The sequence below is a fragment of the Acuticoccus sp. I52.16.1 genome (assembly GCF_022865125.1).
Taxonomy (GTDB): Bacteria; Pseudomonadota; Alphaproteobacteria; order Rhizobiales; family Amorphaceae; genus Acuticoccus.
The window spans coordinates 2,799,120-2,815,791 of record NZ_CP094828.1 but is presented as its reverse complement, the minus strand read 5'-3'; the positions used below and the strand labels follow the sequence as shown (position 1 = coordinate 2,815,791).

The following is a 16,672-nucleotide window of genomic DNA, read 5'->3' as shown; positions in this document are numbered from 1 at the left end:
CTGGGTCACACCGCGCGGCCCGACGAGTGCGCAGTTGAAACAGGGCTGGATGGCGATGAAGGTTCGTCCGTCTATCTGGGCTAGGAACCGGAGTAGTAGGCAAAGTGTCCTGGTGGCGATCCTCGCCGCCGGCACGCTCGCGCTGACACTCGACCTCTTGCTGCTCGACGCGACCGGCCTGCTGGCCGAGACGCTCGCGCTCCTGTCGCGCTGGGCCGGCCCCGCGTTCACGCTGACCTGGGGCGTGGGCCTCGCCGCCCTGCCGGTGGTCTACACCCTCGGCCGCACCCACCCGCGGCTGCACGCGCCGCTCCGCCGCCGGGGCGCGACGCCGGTGTCGGGCATGCGCGGCTTCTGGGGCCTGCTCTCCGCCTACTGGACCTCCGAGCGTTGGGTCGAGGCGTGGTCGCTCACCTTCGCGGTGTTCGCCATCACGACGCTCATCTCCAAGTCCTCGGTGTGGGCGGCGACCTCCAGCGCGGACTTTCTCAACTCCATCGTCTCGTTCCACGCGCCGAGCGAGGGGGTCGACCCCGTCGCGATCCTGATGGCGTCGGTCGCCGCGTTCGCGGGCATCTACCTCGCCCGTTACGGCGCGATCGGGTTCCGCCACTTCGTCTCCGCCACGCTGCACCGCAAGGCGCGCGGGTGGACGCAAGGCCAGTTCTCCGCCGCGATGCTGGGCCAGAACCACATCGCGATGAGCCTGATGTCGAACCGCGACGCCGGGCCCAATGCCGTCGGCCGCATGCCCGACAACGTCGACCAGCGCGTCGACGAGTGCACCAACAACATGTTCGGCGGCATCATCGGCCTCGCCATGGGCATCTGGGGGTCGGTGACGTCGATCTACTTCGTGTCGTCGGCGATCATCGCCCGCTCGGTCGAAGTCCCGTTTCTGGAGCGCTGGTTCGCCGCCGCCGGCGCCGCCGCGACGGACGCCTTCGGTCCCGCGGTCGGCGCCGCTCTCACATTCTCGCCCGGCGCCTACGGCTCGGCGCTGCTGGTCGCGATCGTCATCGCCCTCTACGTCCCCTTCGGCACCTTCTGCGCCTGGCTGCTGGGCCGCGTGCTGGAGCGGCAGACGCTGGAGCGTCAGTCGCGCGACGGCACCTGGCGCGGCGAGCTGAACGAGATGCTCAGCCGGTCGAACCAGCTCGCCATCTCCGGCGGACAGCGCGTGCAGCAGCAGACCAACGGCAAGCTCTACGCCGGGATCGACGAGGTGTGGCACCGGATGAACATCACCCAAGCCGGGTTCATGATGTTCACCAACAGCTACAACTTCCTGTCCAAGCGGCTGGTTTCCTACCTGCCGGCGCTGCCGGGCTACCTCTCCGGGGCCCTCACCTTCCGCGCCTACTCGGCGACGTCGGAGCTGGCGGCCGAGCTGATCGAGGACTGCTCCTGGTTCATCCAGGTGATGCCCGCGATCGCCACGCTGAAGGCCAACGCCGTGCGACTGACCGAAGTCGCCAACGCCATCGAGGCCGCCAGCGATCGGCAGGCCTTCTACAGCCAGACCGGCGTCAACGCGTTCCGCCACCCGGTGCAGAACCCCCGCTTCGGCTTGACGCTGAAGAACGTCGAGCTGCGCCACCGCGGCAAGGACGCCGAGCCGTTCCTGACCGTGCCGCACATCAACATCCGCCCGGGCCAGTGGGCGTATGTGCGCGGGCAGAACGGCAGCGGCAAGTCGAGCCTGATGAAGGCGATCGCCGGCCTGTGGCCCTACGGCTCGGGCGACATCGTCCACCCCGAGGGCGCGCGGATGTTCTTCGCCGGACAGGATCCGGACCTGCCGACGCGCCTCACCCTGCGCGAGCTGATCTGCTACCCCGATTTCGGCGGCCGCTTCACGGATCTTCAGATCGCCGCGGCGCTGTCGGAGGTCGGGCTCGGCAAGTTCATCGCCGACGTCGACGACGACCTGCACCACGGCAAGCCCTGGAACAACGTGTTCTCCGGCGGTCAGCGTCAGCGTCTGGTGCTGGCACGCATCATCCTGCAGCAGCCGGACGTGCTGCTGCTCGACGAGGCGTGCGCCGCGCTCGACCCGCTCGCCACCCTGGAGTTCCACCGCCTGATCGCGGACCATTGCCCCAAGGCGATCGTCATATCGATCATGCACACGCCGGAGCCCCCCGTCGCGCCCGGCGGCAAGACCTTCTACGACAACATTCTCTACATCGAGGATGGCATCGCGGACATCCACGCACTAGGTCAGCCGGCGAAGGTGGTCGATCAGATCGCCGCCGAATAGGGCCACGCGAAAGATCCCATGTCCGACAACGACTTCGTCGCTGCCCTGCTGCAGCGGATGACGCTGGCCGAGAAGATCGGCCAGCTCAATCTCCTCAGCGCCGGCGAGGGACCGGAGACCGGCAGTCCCGCCGTCCGCAACATCGAGGACCGTCTGAAGAGCGGCCGGCTCGGCGGTCTCTTCGGCACCAAGTCGGTCCGCTCGGTGCGGGCGTGGCAGGAGATCGCGGTCGCGGGCTCGCGTCACGGCATCCCGCTCTTCTTCGCCGAGGACGTGATCCACGGCCACCGCACGATCTTCCCCCTGCCCGTCGCGCTCGGCTGCGCCTTCAACCCGCAGCTCTGGCACGACGTCGCCCGCGTCGCCGCGACCGAGGCGGCGGCCGAGGGGATCAACCACGTCTACGCCCCGATGATCGACATCGCGCGGGACCCGCGCTGGGGCCGCATCGCCGAGAGCCCGGGCGAGGACCCCTTCCTCGCCGCCCGCTACGCCGAGGCGATGGTCAAGGGCTTCGAGGGGGACGACCCCACCGCGCCCGACACGGTGGTGTCGTGCCTGAAGCATTTCCTCGCCTACGGCGCCGCGGTCGGCGGACGCGATTACGACAACGCCAACCTCTCGCCGGAGGAGGCGATCGGCGTCTATGCCGAGCCCTTCCGCGCCGGTGTCGCAGCGGGGGCGGGGTCGATCATGGGCGCCTTCAATGCGCTCAACAAGCGGCCGATGCACGCCCACCGCGACCTCATCCGCGGCTGGCTGCGCGGCACGGCCGGCTTCGACGGGCTGATGGTCGCCGACTATACCGGCATCATGGAGCTGGCCGCCCACGGCCTGGGCGACCGCGAGACGGTGGCGGGCCTGGCGCTGATCGCCGGGATCGACATGGACATGATCGGCGAGGACTACCTCGACCACCTCCCCAGGCTCGCCGAGGAGGGCCTCAGCCGCCCCGAAAGCGGCATCGCCATCCCGGCAGACGACATCCGCGCCGCGATCGACGAGGCGTGCGGGCGCGTGCTGGCGCTGAAGCACCGCATCGGCCTGTTCGACGACCCGTTCCGCTACTGCGACGAGGAGCGGGCGGCCCGTTTCCCCCTCGCCCCGGCACACCGCCGCGTCGCCCGCGGGGCCATCGCCGAGAGCTCGGTGCTCTTGAAGAATGACGGCATCCTGCCGCTGGCGCCGGGCAAGCGCATCGCGATGGTCGGCGCCATCGCCGACGACCAGACCAACCTCCTCGGCACCTGGGCCGTCTCCGGCGACCATCGCCAGGCGGTGACGCTGCTGGAGGGCCTGCACGCGAGCTACGACGGTCCCATCACCTGCGTGAAGGGTGCCGACATCGTCGACGACGAGATTCTCGCCGCGCGGCTCAACGTGCACGGCCAGACCGTGTTCCTCGACCCCCGCAGCGCCGAGGCCATGCTGACCGAGGCCGTCCACGCCGCCGAGGCGGCCGACGTCACCGTCGCCGTGGTGGGGGAAGCGAAGGAGGCGTCCGGCGAGTGTTCCTCGGTGACCGACCTTGCGCTGCCCGAACCGCAACGGGTGTTGATCCGCGCGCTCGCCGCGACGGGAACGCCGCTGGTGCTGGTGGTGAAGGCCGGTCGCCCGCTTGCGCTGGAAGAGGAGATCGGCCTCGCGGACGCGGTGCTCTACGTATGGTTCGCCGGCACCGAGGCCGGCCACGGCATCGCCGACTTGCTGACCGGCAAGGCCGACCCGTCCGGCCGGTTGGCGAGCGCCTTTCCGGCGCGCACCGGGCAGGTTCCGGTGTTCAGCCAGGCGGAACCGACCGGCCGCCCCTATCCGGGCCGGTTCGAGAAGTTCAAGACCGGCTACCTCGACCTGCCGGACTCGATCCATCCGGCGACCGGCCTCTTCCCCTTCGGCTTCGGCCTCTCCTACACGTCGTTCGGCTACGGCGCGCCGCGAGTCGACGCCGCCCGGCTGTCGGGCCCCGACGCCGAGGCGGTCGTGCGCGTCACCGTGACCAACACCGGACCCCGGCCGGGCACCGAGGTGGTGCAGCTCTACGTCTCGGACCCGGTGGCGCGGATCACACGGCCGATCCGCGAGCTGAAGGGCTTCGAGAAGATCACCCTGGCGCCGGGCGAGGCACGCGACGTCGCCTTCCGCCTCACCCGCCGCGACCTCGCCTACGCCATGGGCGAGACGATGACCTCGGTCGCGTGGGTCTGGGACCCGGGGACGTTCGTCCTCGGCGTCGGCCCCAACTCTCGCGACCTGCAAAGCATCGAGATCGTCTGGAGCGCCTGACCCTCCGCCTTGGGGACGCGTCCCGAGCCCCTGATTTCCGGTGAAGCCGAGCACTTCCTCGCCGCCCCCTCGTCAAAGCGGAACCCGTAGATGGACCTCAACCCCGGCCGCCCCGCCAAGGGCCTCTCCGACGATGCGTTGCGGGACGCGACGGCGCGCGCCGCCCTCGCCTACTTCTGGGATTTCGCCCATCCCGACAGCGGCATGGCGCGGGAACGCAGCGCCGGCGCATTCGGCTACGACACCAACCGGATCGTGACGTCGGGGGGCAGTGGGTTCGGCGTCATGGCCCTCGTCGTCGGCGCCGCCCGCGGGTGGTTGGAGCGGGACGCGGTCGCCGGCCGCATCGCCCGGATCGCCGCCTTCCTGGAGCAGGCCGAGACACACCACGGCATCTTCCCCCATTTCCTCGACGGCAGCACCGGCGCCACGGTCCCCTTCTCGCCCACCGACGACGGCGGCGACCTCGTCGAGACGTCGTTCCTGATGGCCGGCCTCCTCACCGCGCGGCAGGCCTTCGCCGATCGGGCGGATATCACCGGCCCGGTCACGCGGCTGTGGGAGGCGGCGGATTGGACCGCCCATGTCCGCGAGCTGGAGCACCCCGGCGACCACGGGCTGATGTGGCACCGCAGCGACCGCCACCCGTGGACCGACAAGAGCCTGCCGATCCGCGGCTGGAACGAGAGCCTGATCACCTTCGTCCTGGCGGCCGGCTCGCCGACGCATCCGATCGACCCGGCGATCTACCACCGGTCCTGGGCGAAGGCGGAGGAGTTTCGCAACGGCCGCGACTACCACGGTATCCGCCTGCCGCTGGGGCCGGAGCTGGGCGGCCCCCTCTTCCTCGCCCACTACTCCTTCCTGGGGCTCGACCCGCGCGGCCTCGCCGACGACTATGCCGACTACGGCGAGCAGGTGCGCGCGCATGCGCTGGTGAACCGCGCTCACTGCATCGCCAATCCGGGCGGCTTCGCAGGGTACGGGCCGGCCTGCTGGGGCCTCACCGCCTCCGACAGCACGGTCGGCTACGCGGCCCATTCGCCCACCAACGACATCGGCGTCGTCACGCCGACGGGGGCGGTCGCCTCGATGCCGTTCGTGCCGGTAGAGGCGATGGCGGCGCTGCGCCACTTCGTCGACGACCGGGGCGAGACGCTTTGGGGCCCCTACGGCCTCGCCGACGCGTTCGAGCCGGGCGGCGATTGGGTCGCGCCCGGATCGTTGGCGATCGACCAGGGTCCTATCGTGATCATGCTCGAGAACCACCGAAGCGGGCTGATCTGGGACCTTTTCATGGCGGTGCCGGAGGTGCGGACCGGCCTCGCCCGGCTCGGCTTCCGCAGCCCGCGGCTGCCTGTCGCGTAAGGGCGCCGCAGCGTCACCGCGGCCCGAATGTCGCACCGCGGGGGCGGCCGCCGGCATGGATGGAACACGGCGCCAACAATAACTTGCGCGCCGCGATAAGGTATTCTGTTGTAACCGAACGCTGACGCACTGCGGCGCGTGTCGACCGGACCGGCCGAACGCCGTTCGGTGGTGCGGGCAATGGCGCGTCCTGTCCGGGCCGAGGGATACGATGAGCCACCGCCACCGACGCCGCTCCTCCTGCAGCGCCGCCAGAGGGCTGACACCACCCGCCGGGCCAGACCGCCGACGCGCCCGTTCCACAGCGTTGCCGGTCCTGATCGTCGCCGGCCTCGCAGCGGGGCTCCTCGCCGGTCCCGCGGTCGCAGGAGAGAGTTTCCTCGTGCCGCTGGGCGAGATCGCCGCCCGCCAGCGCAACCACTTCTATATCGCGACCCTCATCATCCTGCTGCCGATCCTGCCGGTGCTTCTGCTGACGCCGTTCGTCATGTGGTTCTACCGCCGCCGCGAGGGATCGGTCCGCGCCTACACGCCGAACTGGGAGTTCAACCGCTGGCTCGAGGTGGCGATGTGGGGCGTGCCGATCCTCGTCGTCGTCGCGCTCGCCACCGCGCTGATCGTCGCCACGCAGCGGCTGAACCCGTACGACCGGCTCGGCCCCGACCCGCTACAGGTCGACGTCATCGGCCTCGACTGGAAGTGGCTCTTCATCTACCCCGAGCAGCAGGTCGCCAGCGTGGGTGAGTTCGTGGTGCCGGCGGGGCGGCCGGTGACCCTGCGCATCACCACCGACACGGTGATGCAGAGCTTCTGGATCCCCGCGCTCGCCGGGCAGATCTACGCCATGCCCGGCATGCGCACCGAGTTGAACATGCGCGCCACCGAGCCGGGCGAGACGCGCGGCCAGAACTCGCAGTACAGCGGCGACGGCTTCCCGCACCAGCGCTTCACCGTACGCGCCCTGCCCGAAGGCGGGTTCGATGCATGGGTCGACGCCGCGCGCACGCTGGGGACACCGCTCGAGGCTGCGACCTACACCACGCTCTCCAAGCCCAGCATCCTGAGCGACATGCGCGGCGACCTCGGACTGGAGGGCGAGGGCCCGGTGAACTTCCGGCTACGGACCAGCGGTCTGTTCGACTGCGTGATGGCGCGCTACCACTCTGGCGAGGCGGTGACGCCGCAGCTCCAGCCCGGCAGCCCCACCTTCGACGCCGCGGCAGCGGGAGCCGGCGCGCCCGACGCGGCCACCTGCACCCCCCACCGTGCCGGCGCGCACGCCATGCACTCGGACACGCACGATGGATAGCTTCCTGTTCGGCCGCCTGACCTTCGACGACATCGCGATCTTCAACGTCTTCCGCGACTTCAGCATGAACGAGCTGGTGGCGTCCGGCGCGGGGTGGCTGGAGGTGCTCGCCGCGGTCGGTGTGGTCGGCCTCCTCACCTACTACCGCGTCTGGGGCGTCTTCTGGCGCGAGTGGCTGTGCAGCCAGGACCACAAGAAGATCGGCATCATGTACATGGTGATCGGCTTCGTGATGATGGCGCGGGGCGTGGCCGAAGGCGTCGTCATGCGCGCCCACCTCGCCACCGCGCTCGACGGCGGCATCCTCGCCCCGCAGCACTTCGCCGAGCTGTTCTCCACGCACGGCACGATCATGATCTTCTTCGTCGCGATGCCGTTCATCGCCGGGTTCATGAACTTCCTGATCCCGTTGCAGATCGGCGCGCGGGACATGGCCTTCCCGCTGATGAACCTCATCAGCCTCGGCCTGACGGCGGCGGGCGCGATGATGCTCCTCGTGTCGCTGGTGGTGGGCCAGTTCGAGACCGGCGGCTGGGCGGCCTACCCGCCCTTCACCGGCAAGGCCTTCCAGCCGGGGGTCGGCCCGGACTACTGGATCTGGGCGATCGTCGTCTCCGGGTTCGGCTCCATGCTGTCGGGGATCAACTTCGCGGTGACGATCTACAAGATGCGGGCGCCGGGAATGACCTACATGCGCATGCCGGTCTTCTGCTGGACCGCGCTGTGCACCGCCATCCTCCTGACTTTCGCCATGCCGCCGCTGACCGTCGCCGCGCTGATGCAGGCGCTCGACCGTTACCTGGACTTTCATTTCTTCACGAATGACCGGGGCGGCAACATGATGAACTATGCCAACCTGTTCTGGATGTTCGGGCATCCGGAGGTCTACATCCTCATCCTGCCGGCCTACGGCATCTTCTCCGAGCTGACGGCCACCTATTCGGCCAAGACGCTCTACGGCTACGCCTCGCTGGTGCTGGCGACCATGTGCATCGCGGTGATGAGCTTCACCGTGTGGGTCCACCACTTCTTCACGATGGGCAACAGCGCGACCGTCAACGTCGCCTTCGGTATCGCCACGATGCTGATCGCGATCCCGACCGGGGTGAAGATGTACGTCTGGCTCGCCACGCTCTGGCGCGGGCGGGTGCGGCTGACGGTGCCGATGATCTACCTCGGCGGCTTCATGGTGCTGTTCGTGCTGGGCGGGCTCTCCGGCATCATCCTCGCCAACCCGACCATCAACTACCAGGTCCACAACTCGCAGTTCATCGTCGCCCACTTCCACAACGTGATCCTGCCGGGCGTCGTCTTCGCGGTGCTGGCGGGGGTCCACATGTGGTTCCCCAAGGCGTTCGGCTTCCGCCTGGAGGAGCGCCCGGCGAAGATCTCGGCCGTTTTGTGGATCGTCGGCTTCTCGGTGACCTTCCTGCCGCTCTACTTCGTCGGTCTGCTGGGCTACCCGCGCCGCTCGGCGAGCTATTCGGACGCGACCTTCGAGCCCTACATGATCGTCACCGCGCTCGGGTCGCTGATCATCCTGGCGGCGTTCGTCACCTTCGCCTCGGTGTTCTGGTTCTCGTGGAGGAATCGCGCCGCGCTGGCGGTGCCGCTCGGCGACCCGTGGGACGGGCGCACGCTGGAGTGGGCCACGCCCGCGCCGGTCCCGGAGTACAACTTTCCGGTCATCCCCGAGGTCGCCTCGCGCGAGGCCTTCGCCGTCGAGAAGGCGGCCGGACGGCCCTACGTGGCGCCGGACGAATACGAGGACATCCACCTGCCGGCGCCGAGCGCGGTCGGCTTCATGATCTGCGTCGCCGCCGGCGTCTTCTCGTTCGCCATGGTGTGGTGGATGTGGTGGCTCGCGGCGCTGGCCCTCCTCGCGATCCCGACGATCCTGGTGGTGCGCAGCTTCTCGCCCGATCGCCACATCATCATCCCCGCGGCACAAGTTAAGGCCGAAACGCAGGCATGGATGCGCGCCATCGACGAGGCGCGCGGCGTCACGCGGGACGAGGAGCTGACGAACGCCAACCGGGGCTACGCCCGCACCGACCTTCAGGAGGCCGCATGAGCGAGGCCGATACCAAGCTCCATCCGGGGCTGAACCTCGGCCCCTCGCACGGCGAGGCGCACGAGGAGGCGGAGGTCGTGCTCTTCGGCTTCTGGGTCTTCCTGATGAGCGATCTCATCACCTTCGGCCTCGTGTTCGCGACCTTCGCGACCATGCTGAGCCCGATGTCGATCGCCGGCGGCCCCGGCCCGGCCGAGGTCATCGACCTCACCTCGATCGCCATGCAGACGACGCTGCTGCTGCTCTCGACGATGACCTTCGGCTTCGCCAGCATCGCGATGAAGTACGAGGACGGCCGGGGACGCATTGCGCTGTGGCTGGCGGTGACGGCGCTGCTGGGCGCCGGCTTCGTGGCGCTGGAGGTGAAGGACTTCATCCACATGGCCTCGATCGGTGCGGCGCCCTCCCGCTCCGGCTACCTCAGCGCGCTGTGGTCGCTGGTGGGGCTGCACGGGCTGCACGTCACCGTCGGCATCGTCTTCGTCGGAGTGATGATCGCCCAGATCTTCGCCCTCGGCCTCACCAATCAGGTCAAGTCGCGCCTGTTACGCCTCGCGCTCTACTGGCACTTCCTCGATATCGTGTGGGTCGGGATCATGTCCGGCGTGTTTCTCGCGGGGGCTTTGTCAGCATGAACGCGACCAAGAACGACCGCGACGACCTGGCCCGCCAGCGCGCGCACGACACGCGGCTCTACATCGTCGGCTTCGTGCTCGCCGTGGCGCTGACCGTGCCGCCGTTCATCCTCGCATTCACCGGCATCCTGCCGCGCGGGGCCAGCCTCGTGCTCGTCGGCATCGCCGCGCTGGTACAGATCGTCGTCCACATGCGCTTCTTCCTGCACGTCGACCTGTCGCGCCAGAAGCGGGAGGACCTGCAACTCATCCTGTTCACGGTGCTGCTGCTGGCGTTGATGGGCGGCGGCACGATCTGGATCCTGACGGACCTCGCAGCGCGCATGCACTGAGGGGCGCCCCGACCCGGCCCGGCCCGGCGTCGCGGACCGTTGTGCAGCGCGGCCGCTTTTGGGTACTGAGGTGAGGGCGGCCGCGGTCGCCCCCCATGGAGACGAGCGACCCGATGGCCGAATCCCCCGCCGCACGCATTCCCGTGACGATCCTCACCGGCTTCCTCGGCGCCGGCAAGACGACGTTGTTGCGCCGCATCCTGAGCGACGCCAAGGGAGTGCGCTACGCCGTCCTGATCAACGACTTCGGCGCCCTCAACATCGACGCCGAGCTCGTCGTCGAGCGCACGGCCGACCGGGTCCAGCTCGAGAACGGTTGCGTGTGCTGCTCGATCCGGGACGACATGGTCGGCGCCGTGGGCGAGCTGCTGGGCGGCGAGAGCCGGCCCGACCGGCTCATCATCGAGGCGAGCGGCGTCTCTCGTCCCCTCGCCATCGCCGACGCGCTGGAGCAGGACGCCCTGGCCGACCGTGTGGCGCTCGACGGCACCTTCTGCCTCGTCGATGCCGATACCTTCCCCGACCTCGACTTCGCCTCCACCGAGCTGGCGATCGACCAGGTGACCGGCTCCGACATCGTCATCCTCAACAAGGTCGACCTCGTCGCGCCGGCCGCCCTCGCCTCGGTCGAGGAGACGCTGCGCGGGGCGATGCCGCGTCTGCGCGTGCTGCACGCGCGCCACGCCGACGTCCCGGTCGAGGTGCTCTTCGGCCCGCGCGAGGCGACCCCGGTCGACGCACCCCGCCAGCATGCGGACCACGCGCACGGCGCCCGCGAGCACGCCACCCACGACCACGACCACGACCACGACCATCATGACCATGGCGACGAGTTCGCCACCTGGCAGTGGCAGACCGACCGGCCGGTCGACCTCAAGAAGTTCCGTCGCGCGCTCAACGCGCTGCCCACCGGCCTCCTGCGCGCCAAGGGCGTCCTGCGGACCGATGGCGACGGCCGGCGTCTCGTCTTCCACCTCGTCGGCAAGCGGCGCGAGATGGGGTTCGAGGAGCATCCTGCGCCCGCGGTCAGCACCCTCGTCGCGATCGGCCGGCACGAGGCGATCGACGCGGCGGCGCTCGGCGCGATCTTCGAGGATTGCCTCGCCAGCGAAGCCGCCGCCTGAGCCGAGAATCGCAGACCCGGACGGGATCCGTCGGGCCTGCGACACAAACTTGCAGTGCGTCGGTAATTCCCGAACGCAAAATTCGACCTACTTGGACGAACGGATGCGAGACATCGAGCACGAAGAAGGTCACGGTATGCCGACACGTCGGGCAGTGGTTGCAGGATCGATCGCCCTGATGGGCGCCTTCCCGCTCAGGGTTTCGGCTCAGAGCAGCGATGCGCTGAAGCTGGGCGAGCCCCGGACGTTTCGTTTCGACGATCTGATCGAGCGGGCGCGCGAGATGGCCGGCTCCGCCTACGAGCCGCCGCACATCATCGCGCCCGACGTCCTCGAGCGGATCGACTACGACGCGCACTGGAAGATCCGCTATCGCGACGACGCCACCTTCAACCCGCCCGGCACCAACGCCGAGGTGCAGCTCTTCCACCAGGGCCGCTATTTCCGCGAACCGGTGCACGTCGCCGTGGTCGACGGGGTCGAAGCGCGGGAGATCCTCTACTCCAAGTCCTACTTCGACATGCCGGACGACAGCCCCGCCCAGGAGCTGCCGCACAACATCGGCTTTGCCGGCTTCCGTGTGATGCGGCCGGGGCTGAAGCCGGATTGGGTGTCCTTCCTCGGCGCGTCCTACTTCCGCACGGACGGACCGTTCGCCCAATATGGCATCTCTGCCCGCGGCCTCGCGATCGACACCGGCCTCTCGCGGCCCGAGGAGTTCCCACGGTTCTCCCACTTCTACCTCGCCGCGCCCGAGGCGGAGGGGGACGACCTCACGGTGTATGCGCTGCTGGAGAGCCGCTCGGTCACCGGCGCGTACAAGTTCGGCCTGCGCCGCGACGCCCCGGACGGCGGGCACTGGACGACCGTATCGGCGCACCTCTTCTTCCGCCGGCAGGTGGAGCGGCTCGGCATCGCGCCGCTCACCAGCATGTACTGGTATTCAGAGCGCGACGAGCGCTTCGGCACCGACTGGCGGCCCGAGATCCACGACAGCGACGGCCTTGCGCTGGCGACGGGGGGCGGCGAGCGGCTGTGGCGCCCGCTGAACAACCCGACGATCCCGCGCACGTCCTCGTTCACTGACACCAATCCCAAGGGGTTCGGCCTGATCCAGCGCGACCGCGAGTTCCTGCACTACCAGGACGACGGCGTCTTCTACGACCGCCGCTCCAGCGTGTGGGTGGAGCCGATCGGCGACTGGGGCCAGGGCGCGGTGCAGCTCGTCGAGCTGCCGACCGACGACGAGACGAAGGACAACATCGTCGCCTATTGGGCCCCGGCCAACCGCGGCGGCGAGGGGACGGAGCTGACCTTCGACTACCGACTGCACTGGATCGACCGCGACCCGGTACCGGTGGTCGCCACCGTGGTCTCGACGCGGCAGGGACTCGCCGGCGCGCCCGGCCAGGACGCCATCCCCAACGCCGACAAGATGGTGATCGACTTCGAGGGCGAGGTGCTGGACGGCCTGAAACGCGGCGACGTGCAGGCGGTGGTCACCCTGGCGCGCGGCAAGGTCGTCACCGAGGCGGCGGCCTGGCCGATCGTCGGCACCCCCTACTGGCGCCTCGCCTTCGACTTCGAGCCGGAGGGCGACGAACCGGTCGAGGTGCGGGCGTATCTGCAGAAGGACGGCGAGGCGCTCAGCGAAACCTGGATCGGCCAGATGTTGCCGGACCGCATGATCACGCGGTCGCGCTCGTGATGGGGCGGGCGGCGGGCATGCCGGTCGCCCGCCGGACCGCCGGCGCCATGCGAGGCTGAGGTGCAGACCGGTGCCGCACCGCCCGACGATCTGCGGCCGGCCGAGGAGGTCACGCTTGCCGGCAGCGCCGGGCCGATGCGCGTGCACCTGCACCGCCCCGGCGGGACGCCGCGAGGGACGGCGATCATCGCGCACGGCCGCAACGGCGCCGCGGACGCGCCGCACATGGTGCCGCTGATCGCCGCGGCGGTGGCGCGCGGCCTCACGGTGATCGCGCCGGACCTTTGCCACTCGGCCCACAACCTCAGTGCCGGCACCGCCGAGACGTTCACCATGGCCGACCACTACGCCGATCTCGCCACCGTCGCCGACTATGCGGTCGACGCGGCGCCCGGCGGTGCGGCCCGCATCCTGGTCGGCCACTCGATGGGCGGCTATGCGGTGGTGCGGCTGGCGGCGGACGGGCATCGGTGGGGACCGACGGGGGTCGTCGCGGTCTCGCCGGTGATCTCCGGCGCGGCGCTCATCGCCGCACGCGAGGCGCAGGGGCCGGAGGCGGTGGCCATGCTGCGCCGTGAGCTCCCCCGCGCGCTCGACGAGTGGCCGGCCCACGATGCGCTGGCCGTCGCGGGCGCGGTCCGCGTCCCCTCGGCCGTCATCGTCGGCGTCGACGACACGGTGACGCCGCCGGCCCACGCCGCGGCCCTCGCCGCCGCACTCGGCCGCTGCGTGTGGCACGACGTGGTCATGGGCGAGCATCACTGCCCCCTCGGCCCCGGATATGCGGCGAGCACCGGCACCGCGTTCGATCGCATCCTCGAAGCCGGCTGATGTCCCCGCTCGACGACTGGCTCGCCGCGCAGGCGGCCGCATCGGCCGACGCGATCGCCGCGGCGATATCGGCCACGCACCTGACCCACCGGCGGCCCGGCTTCGGCCATGTGGTGGTGCCGGCGGCCGGCTCCATCCTCGCCTCGCCGGAAGACGCGCATTGGGATCCGGAGCCGGACTACTTCTACCACTGGCCGCGCGACGCCGGCGTCGTCATGCTGGCGGCGGCACTGCTGCACCCGCAGGATCCGGCCGCCTGGGACCGCCGCTTCGCCGACTATGTCACCTTCAGCCTCGCGATCGCGACGCGCGCCGGGCCGCCCGCCAACCCGCAGCGTGCGACGACCGACGCCGCCCATGCGCGCTTCCTGCGCCCCGACGCCGAGCTCACCGCGCTGGCGGGTGACGCCGTGCCGGCCGAGCCGCGCGTCAACGCCGACGGCACCGCCGACTTCGAGGAGTGGGGCAGGCCGCAGTACGACGGGCCGGCGCTGCGGGCGCTCTCCTGCCTCGCCTGGCCCGGCGCCGCGACGGCCGAAACGGAACGGCTCCTCGCGATCGACCTCGCCCATGTGCTGGCGCACGCCGCCGCGCCCTGCATCGGCCCATGGGAGGACCCGCCGCCCGCACGCCACGCCTTCACGATGCTCGCCCAGCGCGCCGCGCTGTGCGCCGCCGGCCCGCGGCTGGCGGCGGCCGGCGTGGCGGAGGCGGTGGCGCGGATCGACACCGCGATGGGGGACCTGCGCACGGCCGGCCGCTTCGCCGCGTCGAGTGCGACCGACGGCAGCGACGCCGATATCATCCTCGGCGCGCTCCTCGACCCCGCCGGACGATTCGGCGTCACCGAGCCGGCCATGGCGGCGACCGCCGAGGACGTCGAGCGCTGGTCCCGCGCGCGGTTCGCGCTGGCGACGGACGCGGCCCCCCTCGTCGGCCGCTGGGAGGGCGACGTCTATTTCGACGGTCAGCCCTGGTTGCCGACGAGCCTCGGGTTCGCCGAGTTCTACTACCGCCGTGCCGCCGGCGTGAACCTCGACGCCGCCGAGCGCCGCCGCTGCCGCGCGCGCGGCGAGGCCATCCTGGAGGCGGTCCGCGCCGCCCGCCCCACCGCCGGCGCCTTGCCCGAGCAGATCGACGGAGCCACCGGTGCCCCGCGGTCCTGCCGCAACCTCACCTGGAGCCACGCCGCGCTGATCGCCGCCGCCCACGCTCGCCGCCTCGCCGGCTGATCGCACACACGAAAACGGCCCGGCTCATGGAGCGCGGGCCGTCGCCGACGGGGGCCGCCGTGGTCGGGCGGCGGTCGGGCTGCTGGCCGGTCAGCCCAGCACGTTCGTCACGGCCTTCGCCATGCGGTCGGCGATCATGCCGGCCTCATCCTCGGTCAGGCACAGCGGCGGCGCGAAGCCGATGACGTCGGCCTCCGGCATCGCGCGGGCGATGACACCGTCGCTGAGGAGCGCTGCGGCCACCTGCGGGCCGATCTTGCGGGCCGGGTCGTAGTAGGTGCGGTTCTCCTTGTCGTCGATGAACTCCACCGCGCAGAGCAGCCCCTCGCCGCGGACTTCGCCGACATGCGGATGCTGGCCGATCCGGTCCGTCAGCATCTGCTTGAAGGTGGCGCCGACCGCGCCGGCATTCTGCACCAGGTTCATCTCGTCGATCAGCGTCAGGTTGGCGACGCCGGCCGCGGCGCAGATCGGGTGCGCCGAGTAGGTCCAGCCGTGACCGATCGGGCCGAACTGGTCGGTCCCCTCCTCCAGCACCTTCCACACCTTGTCCGACACGATCGAGCCCGACAGCGGCGCATAGGCCGAGGTGAGCCCCTTGGCGATCGTGATGATGTCCGGCTTGATGCCGTAGTGGTCGGAGCCGAACATCGACCCGAGCCGGCCGAATCCGGTGACGACCTCGTCGGCGATCAGCAGGATGTCGTGCTTCGCCAGCACCTCCTGGATCGCCGCCCAGTAGCCGGCCGGCGGCGGGACGAGGCCGCCGGTGCCGAGCGCCGGCTCGCCGATGAAGGCGCCGATGGTCTCCGGCCCCTCGCGCTCGATGAGCGCCTCAAGCTCGGCCGCGCAATGGGCGACGAACTCGGCCTCCGACATGGAGAGGTCCTGGCGGCGGTAGTAGTAGGGCGCCTCGGTGTGGATCACCTCCGGCAGCGGCAGGCCGAACTTGTTGTGGAACGTCTTCAGGCCGGTCAGCGAGCCGGTGATGAGGCCCGAGCCGTGGTAGCCCCGCCAGCGCGAGATGATCTTGCGCTTCTGCGGCATGCCGCGCACGTTGTTGTAGTACCAGACGAGCTTGACGTTGGTCTCGTTCGCGTCCGACCCGGACAGGCCGAAGTAGACCTTCGACATGTGCTGCGGCGCCCGCTCCAGGATCATGTGGGCGAGCGTGATCGACGCCTCGGTGCCGTGGCCGACATAGGCGTGATAGTAGGCGAGCTTGCCGGCCTGCTCGGCGATCGCGTCGGCGATCACCTTGCGGCCATAGCCGACGTTGACGCAGTAGAGGCCGGCGAACGCGTCGATCAGCCGGGTGCCGTCCCGATCCTCGACGTAGATGCCCTCGCCGCCGGTCATGATCCGGCTCACCGTCTCGCCGCGGGCGTGCTGGGCGAGGTGGGTCGAGGGGTGGAAGAAGGCCTCGCGGTCCCAGGCGGCGAGTTGGTCGTTGGTCAGCATCTCATTTCCTTTCTGGCGCCGAAGCGCATTCGGGCGAAGGGGGCGCGGTTCG

At 70.2% G+C, this 16,672-nt stretch carries 12 protein-coding genes; 11 read left to right on the top strand and 1 reads right to left on the bottom strand.

Annotated features, from left to right (window positions below):
• Positions 1–112 precede the first annotated feature (112 nt).
• From MRB58_RS12750 to MRB58_RS12700, 11 genes are all read left to right on the top strand, one after another.
• The gene (locus MRB58_RS12750; protein ID WP_244777479.1) at positions 113–2,263 is read left to right on the top strand and encodes an ABC transporter ATP-binding protein/permease; all 2,151 of its coding nucleotides are present in this window, start codon (positions 113–115) and stop codon (positions 2,261–2,263) included.
• An 18-nt stretch (positions 2,264–2,281) separates the two neighbouring features.
• Complete coding sequence (locus MRB58_RS12745) at positions 2,282–4,546, top strand: glycoside hydrolase family 3 N-terminal domain-containing protein (RefSeq protein WP_244777476.1); 2,265 nt, start codon at positions 2,282–2,284, stop codon at positions 4,544–4,546.
• Between the two features lie 90 nt (positions 4,547–4,636).
• Positions 4,637–5,914, top strand: a complete 1,278-nt coding sequence (locus MRB58_RS12740; RefSeq protein WP_244777475.1) for a glucoamylase family protein — start codon at positions 4,637–4,639, stop codon at positions 5,912–5,914.
• Between the two features lie 307 nt (positions 5,915–6,221).
• A complete protein-coding gene (locus MRB58_RS12735; RefSeq protein ID WP_244777473.1) occupies positions 6,222–7,223 on the top strand; it encodes a cytochrome c oxidase subunit II in 1,002 nt (333 codons plus the stop codon).
• Complete coding sequence (locus tag MRB58_RS12730; protein WP_244777471.1) at positions 7,216–9,297, top strand: cbb3-type cytochrome c oxidase subunit I; 2,082 nt, start codon at positions 7,216–7,218, stop codon at positions 9,295–9,297. The genes MRB58_RS12735 and MRB58_RS12730 overlap by 8 nt, the downstream gene beginning before the upstream one ends.
• Positions 9,294–9,932 (top strand): cytochrome c oxidase subunit 3, encoded by a 639-nt coding sequence (locus MRB58_RS12725; RefSeq protein WP_244777470.1) that lies wholly within the window; start codon positions 9,294–9,296, stop codon positions 9,930–9,932. Before MRB58_RS12730 ends, MRB58_RS12725 begins: the two co-directional genes overlap by 4 nt.
• A complete protein-coding gene (gene cyoD / locus MRB58_RS12720; RefSeq protein WP_244777468.1) occupies positions 9,929–10,264 on the top strand; it encodes a cytochrome o ubiquinol oxidase subunit IV in 336 nt (111 codons plus the stop codon). Before MRB58_RS12725 ends, cyoD begins: the two co-directional genes overlap by 4 nt.
• A 113-nt stretch (positions 10,265–10,377) precedes the next feature.
• The gene (locus MRB58_RS12715) at positions 10,378–11,388 is read left to right on the top strand and encodes a GTP-binding protein (protein ID WP_244777466.1); all 1,011 of its coding nucleotides are present in this window, start codon (positions 10,378–10,380) and stop codon (positions 11,386–11,388) included.
• 136 nt (positions 11,389–11,524) lie between these two features.
• Positions 11,525–13,096 (top strand): glucan biosynthesis protein, encoded by a 1,572-nt coding sequence (locus MRB58_RS12710; protein ID WP_244777464.1) that lies wholly within the window; start codon positions 11,525–11,527, stop codon positions 13,094–13,096.
• 60 nt (positions 13,097–13,156) lie between these two features.
• Entirely contained in the window at positions 13,157–13,927 is a 771-nt protein-coding gene (locus MRB58_RS12705) for an alpha/beta hydrolase (RefSeq protein WP_244777463.1), read from the top strand.
• Positions 13,927–15,159, top strand: coding sequence for a glycoside hydrolase family 15 protein (locus tag MRB58_RS12700; protein ID WP_244777461.1), 1,233 nt, complete (start codon positions 13,927–13,929; stop codon positions 15,157–15,159). Before MRB58_RS12705 ends, MRB58_RS12700 begins: the two co-directional genes overlap by 1 nt.
• Before the next feature lie 90 nt (positions 15,160–15,249).
• On the opposite strand, the gene MRB58_RS12695 is transcribed toward MRB58_RS12700, so the two are convergent.
• The gene (locus MRB58_RS12695; RefSeq protein ID WP_244777459.1) at positions 15,250–16,620 is read right to left on the bottom strand and encodes an aspartate aminotransferase family protein; all 1,371 of its coding nucleotides are present in this window, start codon (positions 16,618–16,620) and stop codon (positions 15,250–15,252) included.
• Positions 16,621–16,672: the final 52 nt, after the last annotated feature.